The sequence below is a fragment of the Gordonia sp. 852002-50816_SCH5313054-c genome, from assembly GCF_001665925.1.
GTDB classification, from domain to species: Bacteria; Actinomycetota; Actinomycetes; order Mycobacteriales; family Mycobacteriaceae; genus Gordonia; species Gordonia jacobaea.
Map to the genome: position 1 here is coordinate 244564 of NZ_LZTE01000034.1, position 13689 is coordinate 258252.

A 13689-nucleotide genomic window follows, 5' to 3' on the forward strand; every position below is an offset into this window, starting at 1 on the left:
AGCCGAACGGACACAAGAGACAGACACACGACACAGACACCGAGACACGACACAGACACCGAGAGGAGACTCGATGGCGATGCTCTTGCGCGAAGCGCTTGGCGACAGCTTGCGCCGGGTGCGTACCCAGCAAGGCCGAACGCTGCGCGAAGTATCCACGAATGCACGGGTCAGTCTGGGATATCTGTCCGAGGTGGAACGCGGCCAGAAAGAGGCGTCGAGCGAACTGCTCGCCTCGATCTGTGATGCTCTCGACGTCGAGATCGCCGACCTGCTTCTCGACGTCGGCACGGCCATGCGACCTGAGACAGCCGACGCCGATGCGATGGCATTGGCGGGCGAATCGGGTCTCGGTTCCCCGAAGGTCGTCATCCCATCGCCCGACACTCACCGGACCACTGCGCTTGCCGCTGCCTGACAAGTGCCAATCTGTCGGTGGGTAGGCGCTAGATTGGTCTCAGTACATCGACAGACCCCGCTGAATCGATAAGACCGGCCGAGTCGTTGAGACCCGCTGAATCGATAAGACCTGTCGGACCGAGGTTCGACGACGCTGAATGGAGTTGACGAAGAGCATGGCGAATCCGTTCGTGAAGCTGTGGCGCTACCTGATGGCAGCAGGCAACGCGAAGATCGACGAGAACGCCGATCCGAAGATCCAGATCCAGCAGGCCATCGAAGACGCACAGCGTCAGCACCAGGCACTGTCACAGCAGGCGGCCGCCGTCATCGGCAATCAGCGTCAGCTCGAGATGAAGCTCAATCGGCAACTCGAGGAGATCGAGAAGCTCCAGGCGAATACTCGTCAGGCGCTGACTCTCGCCGATCAGGCGACAGCCGCAGGCGACACGCAGAAGGCCCAGGAGTACACGAACGCTGCTGAGGCGTTCGCCGCGCAGCTCGTCACCGCGGAGCAGAGCGTCGAAGATCTGAAGGCCCTCCACGATCAGTCGTTGCAGGCCGCTGAGCAGGCCAAGCATGCTGTCGAACGCAACGCGATGATTCTGCAGCAGAAGCTTGCCGAGCGGTCGAAGCTCCTCAGCCAGCTCGAGCAGGCCAAGATGCAGGAGCAGGTGTCGGCGTCGCTCAACCAGATGAGCGAACTGTCGGTACCCGGGAACACCCCGAACCTCGATCAGGTGCGCGACAAGATCGAACGCCGCTACGCCAACGCACTGGGCTCGGCCGAACTGGCCAAGAACAGCGTTCAGGGCCGCATGCAGGAGGTGCAGCAGGCCAGCGTTCAGATGGCAGGCCACTCGCGCCTCGAGCAGATCAGGGCCAGCATGAACGGCGGAGCGCTACCGTCCGGTGGTACCGCGGCCCAGCCGGCTCAGAACGCGACCCCTGCCCAGCAGCCGACGCAGCCTGCGACCGAGCCCCCCACCAGCAACTGACGGGTACACCGCCCCGCGTCGGGATCGTTGCCGGACCAGACGCCGGGCACGCTTTTCCAGCGTTCGCACTCGCCGAGCGCTGCCGCGACATCGGTTGGCAATCGACCGTATTCACCGGCACGCAGTGGTACGCCGCGGCCGGTAGTCGGGGCATCGACATTGCAGAACTCCCGGAACTGCGGCCAGACGACGCCGACGACGACCTCGACGCCGGAGAGAAGCTGAGCGGACGAGCGGCTCGCATGGCCGTGCGCCTCGCGCCGGTGCTGGCGAGTCGACGTATCGACCTGGTGCTCTCGGACGTCATCACCGTTGCCGGATCGTGGGCTGCAGAGTTGACCGGGCTACCGTTCGTCGAACTGTCGCCGCACCCGCTGTACGCGCCGTCGAAGGGGCTGCCGCCGGTCGGGGCAGGTATGACGCCCGGCCGCGGGTTCCGTGGCCGATTGCGCGATACAGCGATGCGCGCCGCAAGCAATCGTTCCGTCGCGCTCGGTGTGCGTCAGCGCGCCGCAGCGCGCAGCGGCATCGGTCTTGCGGATCGGGTACCGTCGCCTGCCGCCCGACTCATCGCGACCCTTCCCGCCTTGGAGGTCTGGCGACCGGATTGGCCGCGCGACACCCATCTCGTCGGTCCGCTTCTCTGGGAGCCGACCACTCAGATCTTCGAACGGCCTTCGGGCGAAGGGCCGCTGATCGTAATAGCGCCGTCGACCGCGGTCACCGGTTGCCCGGACCTGCTCGACGAGACGCTCGGCGCACTCGGCGCGATAGCGTCACGGACCCCGATACGTGCCGTGATCTCGTCACTGGACCCGCCTGCACCGGAGACACTTGCGCGTGCAGGCGCGGCGACGGTGAGCTTCGGACTCGGTCGCCAGGACGAGTTGCTTGCCGATGCTGACCTCGTGGTGTGCGGTGGTGGCCACGGAATGCTCGCGAAGTCGTTGTTGGCCGGAGTCCCCGTCGTCGTCGTTCCCGGCGGCGGTGACCAGTGGGAACTGGCGAATCGGGTGAGCAGGCAGGGCAGTGGTGTGCTTGTTCGGCCCGCCGACGCGGCGTCGATTGCGGAGGCGATCGAGGCGGTACTGCGCGATCCTGCCCACGCCGCTGCTGCAGCCCGGGCACGAGAGTCGGCGACCGCGGTGACCGACCCGATCGAGGTGCTGCGCGGCGTGCTCGCGTCGGCGGGAACGTAGGCTGGCCGAGTGCGTCTCACGGAGTTCACGGAGCTGATGACAACCCAGTTCGGGGTGTCGTCGGCTGATGCGATCCTGGCCGATCACGTGCTCATCGAGTTCGGTGGCCGGACCGGGGCTCAAGCCATCGAAGAAGGCGTCGATCCCCGTGACGTCTGGGTGGCGATCTGCCGCGACTTCGACGTTCCGCGCTCGCGGTGGTGACACCCACGCGGTGAGTTCGGGGCCGACGAGTCACGCAGTCCAGTCGACGCGATCGGCCATGTCGAGCAGGCGCTGTCTGCGGACCTCTCCGGTGGCCCCGATCCAGGCGATCAAGCCGTAGACGTGGGCACGAAAGTCGTTGTGCCCGTGATGGTTCTGCGCTTGTGCCCCGGTGAGCGCAGCATTGTGTAGCAGTGCGCGCAGGGCGTCGTAGTCGTGGCGCGATACGCGGGGACGGTCGTTGACGACGAGCCCTGCCAGCCGCTGCTGCTGATGGCGATGCATGACGCGGGTCTTCTTGGTGTTGACGGCGAAACCGCAGTCGTCGACGATGCGCGTAACGGTCCACAGTGCACGTGGGAGGTCGAGGTCGTCGCCGGAGACCGCGAGGTCGTCGCCGTATCGGGTATAGCGCAGGCCGTTGGCGTTGGCATAGCCTGCGATACGTCGATCCACCTGTGCGAGAGCGAGATTCGCGAGATGCGGTGACGTCGGAGAGCCCTGGGGGAGATGGCGTCGTCGGAGCAGGCTCGCGTGCGCATAGTCGATTCCCGAAAGCTGGTCGGCGGGCGTCGATGTCGTGCACAGTTCGGCGAGAAGACGTGCGATGTGCGGTGGATAGCCGACCTCGTCGAAGATCCGACGGACCCGGCCCACCCCGATCGATTCGAAGCAGTGCAACAGGTCGACGCGCAGCACCGTCGTACGGTCGCTGTGCGGCCACGCGAAGGCGGCCGGTGAGGAGCCCGGCTCGAATCCGCGCGCGGCCGGGTGAGCGGGGATTCGCACGACGAGCCTGCGCAGGAGCCGACGCTGCGTCTCACGCATCCGCGGCTTGGGTGCCTCGATGACGCGCACCCCGGAACGTTTCTCGCGGCGGAACACCCGATAGTGCCGCAGCCGCGGGTTCGCGGTACGCAACCAGGTACCGCGATCGGCGAACCATTCGAGTTCGGGCACCGTGAAGTCCAGCCATACGGCGAACTGTTCGACGTCGGACAGCAAGGGGAGGTCGTGGGCGAGTGCCGTCGCCGGTGGCGGACCGGGAAGTTCGACGACGCGCGTGGCAGGCGGATCGGGCACCGTCCAGGGAACCAGAGCCAGCCGAAAGATCTCAGCGGTGTGCGCGGGCTCGTCCGGTGTGAGGGCGAAGGCCTCCTGTGCGACGTCGACGCAGATCTCCGCGGGTAGCTCGATGCCGACGGCTTGAACGACCGCGGGCCACGTCCAGTCGACGATCCTGTCGGCGATGGCCGCTGCGAGGACCCTGACCTGATCGGTGGTGAACGGCGGTTGCGGTCGGGTCATCGTGATCGGGCAGCCGCGACGGGGGCGGATGGCGTGACGGGGGCGGATGGACGGCCGGGGTGACCACGAGCCGAGTACTCGTCGCCGGCTGGCACGCGCAGCGTGCGGAGCGGCGTCGGACGCAGGAACCAACTGTGATGTGTACCCAGGGGTTGCCCCTGAGACGGATCTCTCGATCCACTCTCACCCCGGCCGCCCACGTCGACGACCCTAGTTGTTTCTTCGACGAAAGACCGTCGATGCGATATTTCGGCCGAACGTCGCTGCTGTCGGATGGTGGCGCCACCAGGTGGTGGCGAATCGACCCTCGCCCGCGTGTCGCGCTTGCCGTCGAACACGTGTTCGCGCAATGCTGTATTGAGTGGAACCACAGCGACCCCGGATGCGTCAGAGATTCTGCCAGACCGGTTTTTGCCAGACCCGGACTTGCCAGACCCGGTTTTGTCAGACCCACCGACTAGCGTCCAACGCAACATGAAACGAACAACGGCCTCGAAGACAACACGTTCAGCGCGTAGCACGCAGGACGGCACAGACAAACCTCAACCATCCCGAACAAGGAGAGATTCCATGGCTGCAGCTCCCCAGGACCGCGAGAAGGCTCTCGACCTCGCGCTGGCCCAGATCGACAAGAACTTCGGCAAGGGCTCGGTGATGCGCCTCGGTGAGGAGAGCAGGCAGCCGATCGAGGTGATCCCGACCGGGTCCATCGCACTCGACGTCGCGCTCGGTATCGGCGGTCTGCCTCGCGGTCGTGTCGTCGAGATCTACGGCCCGGAGTCGTCGGGTAAGACCACCGTCGCACTCCACGCGGTGGCCAACGCCCAGGCTGCGGGTGGTATCGCCGCATTCATCGACGCAGAGCACGCCCTCGATCCCGACTATGCGGCCAAGCTCGGTGTCGACACCGATGCACTGTTGGTCTCCCAGCCCGACACCGGTGAGCAGGCTCTGGAGATCGCCGACATGCTGATCCGTTCCGGCGCGCTCGACATCCTGGTCATCGACTCGGTGGCCGCGCTGGTGCCCCGCGCCGAGATCGAGGGCGAGATGGGCGACAGCCACGTCGGTCTGCAGGCGCGCCTGATGAGCCAGGCGCTGCGCAAGATGACGTCGGCGTTGAGCAGTTCCAAGACCACCGCGATCTTCATCAACCAGCTCCGCGAGAAGATCGGCGTGATGTTCGGCTCGCCCGAGACCACCACGGGCGGCAAGGCGCTGAAGTTCTACTCGTCGGTGCGACTCGACGTGCGTCGTATCGAAACCCTCAAGGACGGCACCGACGCCGTGGGTAACCGCACTCGCGTCAAGGTGGTCAAGAACAAGGTCGCACCGCCGTTCAAGCAGGCCGAGTTCGACATCCTCTACGGCCAGGGCATCTCCAAGGAGGGCTCACTCATCGACATGGGTGTGGCCGAGGGATTCATCCGCAAGTCCGGCTCATGGTTCACCTACGAGGGCGACCAGCTCGGCCAGGGCAAAGAGAACGCCCGAAAGTTCTTGTTGGAGAACACCGACATCCGCGACGAGGTCGAGAAGAAGATCAAGGAGAAGCTGGGTATCGGTGCGGTCGTCGACGCCGACGACATCGCACCCGCGCCGGTGGAATTCTGATCTGCGCGCATCGCCGATGAGTTCACCCCATGACCCCGGGGAGCCGAGTGAGTCCACGACGGAACGGAAAGGTCCGTCCGCGTGGGATGTTGCACTCCGGCTCCTCGTGGTTCGTGCACGTAGCCGTTCCGAGATGGCCCAGCGTCTGGCGCGCCGAGGATTCGACGCCGACACCGTCGACGAGGTGATGACCCGTCTCGACGCCCACAAGCTGCTCGACGACGAGGAGTTCGCCGCCGAGTGGGTGCAGTCACGCCACACCTACTCGGGCCGAGGACGCGTCGCGTTGCGGCACGAACTCGCCGCCAAGGGAGTCGACGTCGCGATCGTGCAGCGAGCGCTCGATGAGATCGACCCCGACGACGAACGCGCCGCGGCTCGCAACCTGGTCGACCGAAAGCTCACACCGACTGTCACCGAGCAGCTTGTCCGCGCCGTCGAGGACAACGACAGATCAGTGCGCGACAAGCATTTTCGACGCCTGGTCGGCATGCTCGTCCGCCGCGGCTACCCGCAGGCCACGGCGATCGACGTCGTCGGCGGGGCGATCGACGAGATCACCTCCGCCGACTGACGTCAGGCCCGTGGCTTGGGCGAGGGCATCGGCATGTTCTCCATGGCCGCCTGGTCGACCTGATCGGCGTGGGGCACGTCGTCGGTGTTTCCGCCGCGACCCTGCCGCAGTCTCCGCTCGATGTACGTCGCCAGCGACGACAGCGCGAAGTTGATGATGATCAGGATGATGGCGATCACGATGAGAACCGGAATGTAGTTGCCGTAGCGGGCCGCCGACAGCTGTGCCATGTGAATGATCTCGGAGTAGCCGATGACATAACCAAGAGCGGTGTCCTTGAGGGCCACGACCATCTGCGAAATGATCGCGGGCATCATCGCTGTGACAGCCTGCGGGAGCAGGACCGACAGCATCATCTGTGTCTTGCGCATGCCGAGCGCCTTGGCTGCCTCGGTCTGCCCGGTGGGCAGCGACTTGATGCCTGAGCGCAGGATTTCCGCCATCACCGAGCCGTTGTAGAGCGTCAAGCCGCAGACCACAGCCGCGAAGGCCAACTGTGACGACGGCACCACTCCGTACTGGGCGAAGAAGAACCACAGGAACAGCATCAGGATCAGCACGGGAATCGCGCGGAACACCTCGACCAGCACGGTGCACAGCCCGCGTACCCAGGCGTGATCCGACAGCCGTCCGATGCCCAGGATGGAACCGAGGATCAGTGCGAGCACAATCGAGAGTGCTGCCGCGGCAAGTGTGCGCCACAGACCGGGGAAGATGTACCCGGTCCAGGTGCTCCACGTGACGAATGGCTTCCACTTCTCGGCGGTGAACTGGTCGTTGCCCGCGAACACCGCGATCACGTACGCGAAGATCGCGACGAGGATCGCGATGAAGACGACGGCCACGATCGCGTTGCGGACGCGCGCCCGGGGGCCGGGAGCGTCGTAGAGGACGGTTGCTTTGTCGCTCATCGCTTGACCGCCCATCGCTTTGCGAGCCAACCGAAGACGGCGCCCTCACTGAGTGTGATGATCATGAATCCGACGGCGATCACCGCGAAGATGACCAGCAGCTGGTCGGCAAACGACTCGATCTCCGTTTTCATCAGTGCCGCGGCTTCGGCGACGCCGATCACCGAGGCGATAGTGGTGTTCTTGGTCAGTGCGATGAGCACGCTGCCCATCGGGCCGATCGTCGCTCGAGTTGCCTGCGGGAGCACGATGATGCCGAACACCTGGGTGAAGGAGAGTCCGAGCGATCGCGCGGCCTCGGCCTGCCCTAGTGGAACGGTGTTGAAACCCGCGCGCAGCGTCTCACAGACGAACGTCGACGTGTAGACGATGAACGCGAGGACAGCGAGCCAGAAGTTGTTGGTCTTGATGGTCGACGAGAACGTCAGGCCGAGATTCTGATACAGCCCGATCGCCGCGAACAGCACGATCAAGGTCAGTGGCGTGTTGCGCACGATGTTGACGTACGTCGTACCGAAGCCACGCATCACGGGCACGGGGGAGACCCGCATCCCGGCCAGGATGGTGCCCCAGATCAGGGAACCGATCGCCGACCAGAACGTCAATTGGATCGTCACCCAGAACGCGGGCCACAACTGCGGCCCCATATCTTCCCAGAGTTCACTCACGACTGGTCACCTCCTCACTTCAGGCCCGCTGGGCACGGTGTGGACTTCGATTCGAGGAATGCGAGGTCTCCGGGCTTCGGCGTGAACGCGAACTTTGATCCGGGCTTCTCCGCGCGCTGCTGGATCTCGTTGACGTAGTCGTCGCCGAGGCTCTCGCGCAGTGCGCTGATCCACGGTGACGGACCGTTGTCGGCGCTCGGTTTCAGCATGGAGTCGAGGGCTTCGTTCACCTTGTTGACCGACTCGGTGTCGCCCTTGGCCAAGCCGATCCCGTAGCGCTCGGTGGAGAACGGGGTGCCCGCCGCCTTCAGGGCCTTCTTGACGCACGCGTCCTTGAGGTAGGTCATCTCCACCAGACGGAATTCGCCCTTCCAGAAGTTGGAGTAGCCCGCGAGGATCGATTCGTCTGTGGTCAGTGCGTCGACCTTGCCCCGACGTAGCGCCTCGACGCACGCGGAGTACGAATCATATTCCTGCAGTTCGATATTGGGCAGTTGTGCCTTGACGTTCTGCGCCGACGTCGAGCCGGTGACCGAGCACAATTTCTTGCCCTTGCCGAGATCGGGCAGATTCTGGATCGACTCGTCGGACTTGCGCACCATCAGCCCCTGATACGTGATCAGGTAGGGGCCACCGAAGTCGACCTTCTTCGCGCGGTTCTCGTTGATCGAGTACGTGGCGGCGATCATGTCGACCTCACCGTGCTCGATCATGGCCTCGCGTCGAGCCGACGGAGTCTCGCGCCACGAGATCTTCGGGTGGGCCACTCCGAGCGAGTCGGCGATGTGATTGACGACGTACTCGGAGACAGCCGGGTCGAAACCGCTCATCGACTTGTCCGGGTTGTAGATTCCTAGCCCCGGCTGGTCGAACTTGGTGCCGAGCACGACCTCTCCGCTGCGGATCGAGTCGAGCAGGTTCTTCGGCTCGGTACTCCCACAACCGGCGAGGAGTGAGACGAAGAGCGCACAGACGGGGAGAAATACCGCGAGTGCGATGGTCCGGCGGCCGGGCCGTTTCCGTAGGGCAGTGGTGTCGACAGGCGGGTGCCCGGAGGCATGCCGACGCGTCGTCGGCGACGTGTCGGCCATGTCAGTGGCCCAGGATCTTGCCGAGGAAATCCCTCGCGCGTTCGGACTGCGGACTGTCGAAGAAGCTGTCCGGATCGGTGTCCTCGACGATCGCGCCGTCGGCCATGAAGATCACGCGGTCGGCGGCCTTGCGGGCGAAGCCCATCTCGTGGGTGACCACGAGCATGGTCATGCCTTCCTTGGCCAGCGAGACCATCACGTCGAGCACTTCGTTGACCATCTCGGGGTCGAGAGCCGACGTCGGCTCGTCGAACAACATCACTTTCGGGTCCATGGCGAGTGCGCGTGCGATGGCGACGCGCTGTTGCTGGCCGCCGGAGAGTTGCGCGGGGTACTTGTCCTTCTGGCTGGCGATGCCGACGCGTTCGAGGAGTTCGAGTGCGCGCTTCTCGGCGTCGGCCTTGTTCTTCTTGCGGACCTTGGTCGGCGCGAGTGTGACGTTCTGCAGAATTGTCTTGTGCGCGAAGAGGTTGAACGACTGGAAGACCATTCCGACGTCGGCGCGCAGAGTGGCCAGGTCGCGGCCTTCCTCGGGGAGTAGCCGTCCCTCGACGAGGATCTCGCCGGAGTCGATGGGTTCGAGCCGGTTGATCGTGCGGCACAGCGTCGACTTGCCCGAGCCGGATGGGCCGAGCACCACGACCACCTGTCCGGCGGGGACCTCGAGGTCGATGTCCTTGAGGACGTGCAGCTCGCCGAAGTGCTTTTGCACGTTCTTGAGCACGATCATGTTGGTTCCGGATGCGGGAGCCGGGGTCGCGGGTCCGACCGCCGAACCCCCTGTCGGTGAATCGGTCATAACCGTCGACACTAATGCCGGGAACCCTTACAGGCGCGGTGAATGAGAACCTCGGCGTTGCGCGTGTGGTGACCGTGACGGCGATTTGCACCGGCACCGTACCCTGGATCCAGTGAGTACGGAGTTGTCGGAGCGGCATGAGCTGCCGCAATCGGGGCGCAGCTATCAGGTGCGTACCTATGGCTGCCAGATGAACGTGCATGATTCCGAGCGCATCGCGGGTCTTCTCGAAGATGCCGGTTACGTGCGCGCCGACGAGGACGGCGATGCCGATCTCGTCGTGTTCAACACGTGCGCGATCCGTGAGAACGCCGACAACAAGCTGTACGGCAACCTGTCGCACCTCGCGCCGGTGAAGACACGACGACCCGGCATGCAGATCGCGGTCGGCGGATGTCTCGCGCAGAAGGACAAGGACACGGTGTTGCGCAAGGCGCCGTGGGTCGACGTCGTCTTCGGTACGCACAACATCGGTTCGCTGCCCGCACTGCTCGACCGCGCCCGACACAACGAGGAAGCGCAGGTCGAGATCCTCGACTCACTCGAAGCCTTCCCGTCGACGCTGCCGGCCAAACGCGACTCGGCCTACTCCGGGTGGGTGTCGGTGTCCGTCGGGTGCAACAACACGTGCACCTTCTGCATCGTTCCGTCGTTGCGCGGCAAAGAGGTTGATCGACGCCCCGGCGACGTGCTTGCCGAGGTCAAGGCGCTCGTCGATCAGGGCGTGCTCGAGGTGACGTTGCTCGGGCAGAACGTCAACGCCTACGGCATGTCGTTCGCCGATCCCGAACTGCCCCGCAACCGCGGCGCGTTCGCCGACCTGCTGCGCGCCTGCGGCGACATCGACGGCCTTGAACGCGTCCGATTCACCTCGCCGCATCCGGCAGAGTTCACCGACGACGTCATCGGCGCGATGGCGCAGACACCCAACGTCTGCCCGCAGCTGCACATGCCGCTGCAGTCGGGTTCGGATCGCATCCTGCGGGCGATGCGACGCAGCTATCGGACGACCAAGTTCCTCGGCATCCTCGACAAGGTGCGCGACGCGATGCCGCATGCCGCGATCACCACCGACATCATCGTCGGATTCCCCGGCGAGACCGAAGAGGACTTCGCCGCAACGCTCGACGTGGTCGAGCGTGCGCGGTTCTCGAGCGCCTTCACCTTCCAGTACTCGCCTCGACCGGGCACACCCGCGGCAACCATGCCCGACCAGGTGCCGCAGGAGGTCGTCAGCGAGCGCTACCAGCGACTGATCGCGCTGCAAGAGCGCATCTGCCTCACCGAGAACCGCAACCTCATCGGCACCGAGGTCGAGCTGCTGGTCGCGGCGGATTCCGGGCGCAAATCCGCTGACACGGGGCGGTTGACAGGCCGTGCGCGCGACGGGCGACTGGTGCACTTCCGTGCCGGCGACGCGGCCGCCGCAGTCCGGCCAGGCGACGTCGTGGTCACCACCGTCACCGACGCCGCGCCGCATCACCTCATCGCCGACGGGACCATCGCGTCGCATCGCAGAACCCGTGCGGGCGACGCACACGAACTCGACGCCACCCCGACGACGGCGCCGGTCGGCGTCGGACTGGGTATGCCGGGACTGGGTCCGGCGCCGATGCCCGCCGTGGCCTCGACCGGATGTTCTTCGGGCGCCTGTGGTTCGTGAACCATGACGGCATGACCTGCCGGGCACCGTGATCTGCCGGGCCTTTTGAACTGCCAAGCACCCAGCGACGAGAGATGAGAGGCGCGAGATGAGCGACGAGCCGCGCGAGGACAATACCGACGACCGACTGCCGACGGCTCAACGAGCCAGCGGTGGTAGCAGCGGGGGTAGCACAGCCGACGGCGGGACCGGAAGTGACGACGCCGAGTTCGCGCAGTACGCAGACGATCTCCGCAAGGCCGAACGCAAGGTCGCGGGCGAGATCGATCCGGGTGCCCGCGCCGTGGTGGTCGCCGTCGCGGTGCTCGTCGCGATGGGCTCGCTGCTCCTGCCGCACACGGGTTCTGCGAACGGATTCGACGTGCTGACCTCGTCCGCGGCCGCCGCGACCGAACGAGTCGCAGTGGTGTCGAAGGTATTCGTCTGGTTCCTCGTGGTGTTCGGAATCTTCGGGTCGATGCTCGCGCTGGTCACTCGCCGATGGGTGATCGCGTGGATCGCGTTGTGCGGGTGCGCGATCGGCTGCGTCGCAGGCATGCTCGCGTGGTGGTCGCGGAACACCCCTGGCGTCGGGGGAGTGGCACCGCCGTCGGGTGTCGGCGCGGGGCTCGTCCTCGGCTGGTTGGCCCTGCTCGTGCTCACCTTCCACTGGTCACGCGTCGTGTGGGCGCGCAGCACCTACCACTTGGCGCTCGAAGAGGAGCGTCGTCGGGAAGCGGTGGCACGCGAAGAGGCCGCCCGCAAACTTCAGCAGCGCCCGCGCGAGCACTGAGTATCAGTATCTGACCGGGGTATCAGTACCTGATCGAGCTCAGCCCCGGGTCGGCTAGCGGTCGGCGATGGCGCTCTGCGCGGCCTGCGCCCATTCGCGCCACTGGGCCGCCTGCTCGCGGAGCTTCTCCGCGTCGCGCTTCTTGCCGCGCTCGGCCGTCTTTGCTGCCTGGTCCTCGAGTTGTGCTGCGCGGTCGGCGAATTGCGCGGCGCGCGCGAGCGCCTCGGGGTCGGTGCGCTGCCACTGCGCATCCTCGGCGTCGCGAATCCGCTTCTCCAACGCGCGCGCACGGCCCTCGAGGCTGTGCATCTGTTCGCGCGGCACCTTGCCGATCTCGTCCCACTTCTCCCGGAACGTCCGGAACTCGCGGCGTGCACCGTCAAGATCGGATGCGGGATCGATGGACTTCTCCGCCTCGTCGAGCAGGGCTACCTTCGCCGTCGCGTTCGCACTGAACTCGGCGTCGCGCTCGGATGATGCCGCGTTTCGGGCCGCGAAGAAGACGTCCTGGGCGGCTTTGAACCGTTGCCACAGTGCCTCGTCGGCGTCGCGCGGAGCCCGACCGGATGCCTTCCATTCGGCGAGGAGTTCGCGGAAGGCGCCTGCGGTCGGACCCCAGTCGGTCGACGACGACAACGCCTCTGCCCGTGCGATGAGCTCCTCTTTGCGTGCCTTCGCGCCAGCGCGTTCCCGATCGAGATCGGCGAAGTGGGCGCCGCGTCGACGATTGAACGCGTCGCGCGCCTTCGAGTACCGCTTCCACAGCGCGTCGTCGGTCTTACGGTCGTTGCCTTTGATGGTCTTCCACTCGTCGAGGATCGAGCGCAGCCGATCGCCCGTGGTCTTCCACTGGGTGGATTCTGCTCCGATGGCTTCCGCCTCGGTGGCGAGTTCTTCTTTGCGTGCGATGGCAGTGGCGCGAGCCTGTTCACGCTCGGCCTTCAGCGAATCGGCGACGTCGTCGGCACTTCCGACGATGACGGTCAATCGCTGCTCGATGGCAGAGACATCGCCGATCACGCTGGCCTCGGGGAGGGTGTCGAGCAGATGTTTGGCTGCGGCCTGCGATTTACGAGGATCGCCGGTGCGTGCGGCGAGGCGCTCTTCGAGAATCTCCACCTCGGTCTCGAGGTCGGAGTATCGACGCGCGAAATGGGCGAGACCCTCGTCGATGGTTCCCGCCTGCCACGACCCGATCTCACGCTCACCGTCAGCGGTGATGAGCCAGACGACGCCCTGTTCATCGATCCGCCCGAACTTGCGGGGATCGAACGACTCATGCTTACCGACGGCAACTGCAGGGACAGGGGTCGGTGCCTGCGCGGCAGGTTTGGGTCCGGGACCAGGCCGGGGGCCGGGCTTGGGACCTGGCTTCGGCGGGCCGGGCCGGGGGCCGGGAGTCGGCTCGGATGCGGGTGTGGCCGGTCCGCTGGTGTCGTCGCTCGTCATGGTGTGGTCCCCTCACAGCGTCAGTGGTGCCGCGCGTCAC

14 protein-coding genes are annotated in these 13689 nt (G+C 65.6%); 8 read left to right on the forward strand and 6 right to left on the reverse strand.

Annotated features, from left to right (window positions below):
• The first annotated feature begins 73 nt into the window (after window positions 1–73).
• The 4 genes from A5788_RS07165 to A5788_RS07180 all read left to right on the forward strand — a co-directional run bounded on the left by A5788_RS07165 (window position 74) and on the right by A5788_RS07180 (window position 2800).
• Window positions 74–418: a helix-turn-helix domain-containing protein gene (locus A5788_RS07165; RefSeq protein ID WP_005204535.1), complete on the forward strand. Its 345-nt coding sequence runs from the start codon at window positions 74–76 to the stop codon at window positions 416–418.
• Between the two features lie 157 nt (window positions 419–575).
• Window positions 576–1397, forward strand: coding sequence for a phage shock protein PspA (gene pspA / locus A5788_RS07170; protein ID WP_039855087.1), 822 nt, complete (start codon window positions 576–578; stop codon window positions 1395–1397).
• A gap of 242 nt (window positions 1398–1639) precedes the next feature.
• Window positions 1640–2596 (forward strand): glycosyltransferase, encoded by a 957-nt coding sequence (locus A5788_RS07175; protein ID WP_005204538.1) that lies wholly within the window; start codon window positions 1640–1642, stop codon window positions 2594–2596.
• 9 nt (window positions 2597–2605) lie between these two features.
• On the forward strand, window positions 2606–2800 hold the full coding sequence (locus A5788_RS07180; protein WP_005204540.1) for a DUF3046 domain-containing protein: 195 nt from the start codon (window positions 2606–2608) through the stop codon (window positions 2798–2800).
• Between the two features lie 30 nt (window positions 2801–2830).
• On the opposite strand, the gene A5788_RS07185 is transcribed toward A5788_RS07180, so the two are convergent.
• Window positions 2831–4108 carry a reverse transcriptase family protein gene (locus A5788_RS07185; protein ID WP_064869904.1) on the reverse strand — a complete coding sequence of 426 codons (1278 nt, stop codon included), beginning with the start codon at window positions 4106–4108 and terminating at the stop codon, window positions 2831–2833.
• 570 nt (window positions 4109–4678) lie between these two features.
• Here A5788_RS07185 and recA point away from each other — a divergent pair.
• Together recA and A5788_RS07195 are read left to right on the forward strand one after the other, a co-directional pair.
• Window positions 4679–5722, forward strand: coding sequence for a recombinase RecA (gene recA, locus A5788_RS07190; RefSeq protein ID WP_005204544.1), 1044 nt, complete (start codon window positions 4679–4681; stop codon window positions 5720–5722).
• A gap of 16 nt (window positions 5723–5738) precedes the next feature.
• Window positions 5739–6296 (forward strand): regulatory protein RecX, encoded by a 558-nt coding sequence (locus A5788_RS07195; protein WP_064869923.1) that lies wholly within the window; start codon window positions 5739–5741, stop codon window positions 6294–6296.
• Between the two features lie 2 nt (window positions 6297–6298).
• Here the strand turns inward: A5788_RS07195 and A5788_RS07200 are convergent, their stop codons facing one another.
• From A5788_RS07200 to A5788_RS07215, 4 genes are read right to left on the reverse strand one after another with little or no spacing between them, the layout of a single operon-like run.
• Window positions 6299–7207 carry an amino acid ABC transporter permease gene (locus A5788_RS07200; protein ID WP_064862952.1) on the reverse strand — a complete coding sequence of 303 codons (909 nt, stop codon included), beginning with the start codon at window positions 7205–7207 and terminating at the stop codon, window positions 6299–6301.
• Entirely contained in the window at window positions 7204–7875 is a 672-nt protein-coding gene (locus tag A5788_RS07205; protein ID WP_005204550.1) for an amino acid ABC transporter permease, read from the reverse strand. The genes A5788_RS07200 and A5788_RS07205 overlap by 4 nt, the downstream gene beginning before the upstream one ends.
• 14 nt (window positions 7876–7889) lie before the next feature.
• Entirely contained in the window at window positions 7890–8966 is a 1077-nt protein-coding gene (locus A5788_RS07210) for a glutamate ABC transporter substrate-binding protein (protein WP_231894184.1), read from the reverse strand.
• Window position 8967: 1 nt separating this feature from the next.
• Complete coding sequence (locus A5788_RS07215) at window positions 8968–9696, reverse strand: amino acid ABC transporter ATP-binding protein (RefSeq protein WP_051993774.1); 729 nt, start codon at window positions 9694–9696, stop codon at window positions 8968–8970.
• Window positions 9697–9877: 181 nt separating this feature from the next.
• Here A5788_RS07215 and miaB point away from each other — a divergent pair, with 181 nt between their 5' ends.
• Window positions 9878–11428 (forward strand): tRNA (N6-isopentenyl adenosine(37)-C2)-methylthiotransferase MiaB, encoded by a 1551-nt coding sequence (gene miaB, locus A5788_RS07220; protein WP_064869905.1) that lies wholly within the window; start codon window positions 9878–9880, stop codon window positions 11426–11428.
• A gap of 88 nt (window positions 11429–11516) precedes the next feature.
• Window positions 11517–12200 carry an Rv2732c family membrane protein gene (locus A5788_RS07225; protein ID WP_064869906.1) on the forward strand — a complete coding sequence of 228 codons (684 nt, stop codon included), beginning with the start codon at window positions 11517–11519 and terminating at the stop codon, window positions 12198–12200.
• A 54-nt stretch (window positions 12201–12254) separates the two neighbouring features.
• Here the strand turns inward: A5788_RS07225 and A5788_RS07230 are convergent, their stop codons facing one another.
• Window positions 12255–13649 (reverse strand): DUF349 domain-containing protein, encoded by a 1395-nt coding sequence (locus tag A5788_RS07230; RefSeq protein WP_064907289.1) that lies wholly within the window; start codon window positions 13647–13649, stop codon window positions 12255–12257.
• Window positions 13650–13689: the final 40 nt, after the last annotated feature.

What these genes read in the sequence shown, in the direction of transcription:
- A5788_RS07175 (WP_005204538.1), top strand. Translation starts at nt 1,640, where the DNA reads ATGGCCGTGCGCCTCGCGCCGGTGCTGGCGAGTCGACGTATCGACCTG.
- A5788_RS07200 (WP_064862952.1), bottom strand. Translation starts at nt 7,207, where the DNA reads ATGAGCGACAAAGCAACCGTCCTCTACGACGCTCCCGGCCCCCGGGCG.
- A5788_RS07225 (WP_064869906.1), top strand. Translation starts at nt 11,517, where the DNA reads ATGAGCGACGAGCCGCGCGAGGACAATACCGACGACCGACTGCCGACG.
- A5788_RS07215 (WP_051993774.1), bottom strand. Translation starts at nt 9,696, where the DNA reads ATGATCGTGCTCAAGAACGTGCAAAAGCACTTCGGCGAGCTGCACGTC.
- A5788_RS07165 (WP_005204535.1), top strand. Translation starts at nt 74, where the DNA reads ATGGCGATGCTCTTGCGCGAAGCGCTTGGCGACAGCTTGCGCCGGGTG.
- pspA (WP_039855087.1), top strand. Translation starts at nt 576, where the DNA reads ATGGCGAATCCGTTCGTGAAGCTGTGGCGCTACCTGATGGCAGCAGGC.
- A5788_RS07195 (WP_064869923.1), top strand. Translation starts at nt 5,739, where the DNA reads ATGAGTTCACCCCATGACCCCGGGGAGCCGAGTGAGTCCACGACGGAA.
- A5788_RS07185 (WP_064869904.1), bottom strand. Translation starts at nt 4,108, where the DNA reads ATGACCCGACCGCAACCGCCGTTCACCACCGATCAGGTCAGGGTCCTC.
- recA (WP_005204544.1), top strand. Translation starts at nt 4,679, where the DNA reads ATGGCTGCAGCTCCCCAGGACCGCGAGAAGGCTCTCGACCTCGCGCTG.
- A5788_RS07230 (WP_064907289.1), bottom strand. Translation starts at nt 13,649, where the DNA reads ATGACGAGCGACGACACCAGCGGACCGGCCACACCCGCATCCGAGCCG.
- A5788_RS07210 (WP_231894184.1), bottom strand. Translation starts at nt 8,966, where the DNA reads ATGGCCGACACGTCGCCGACGACGCGTCGGCATGCCTCCGGGCACCCG.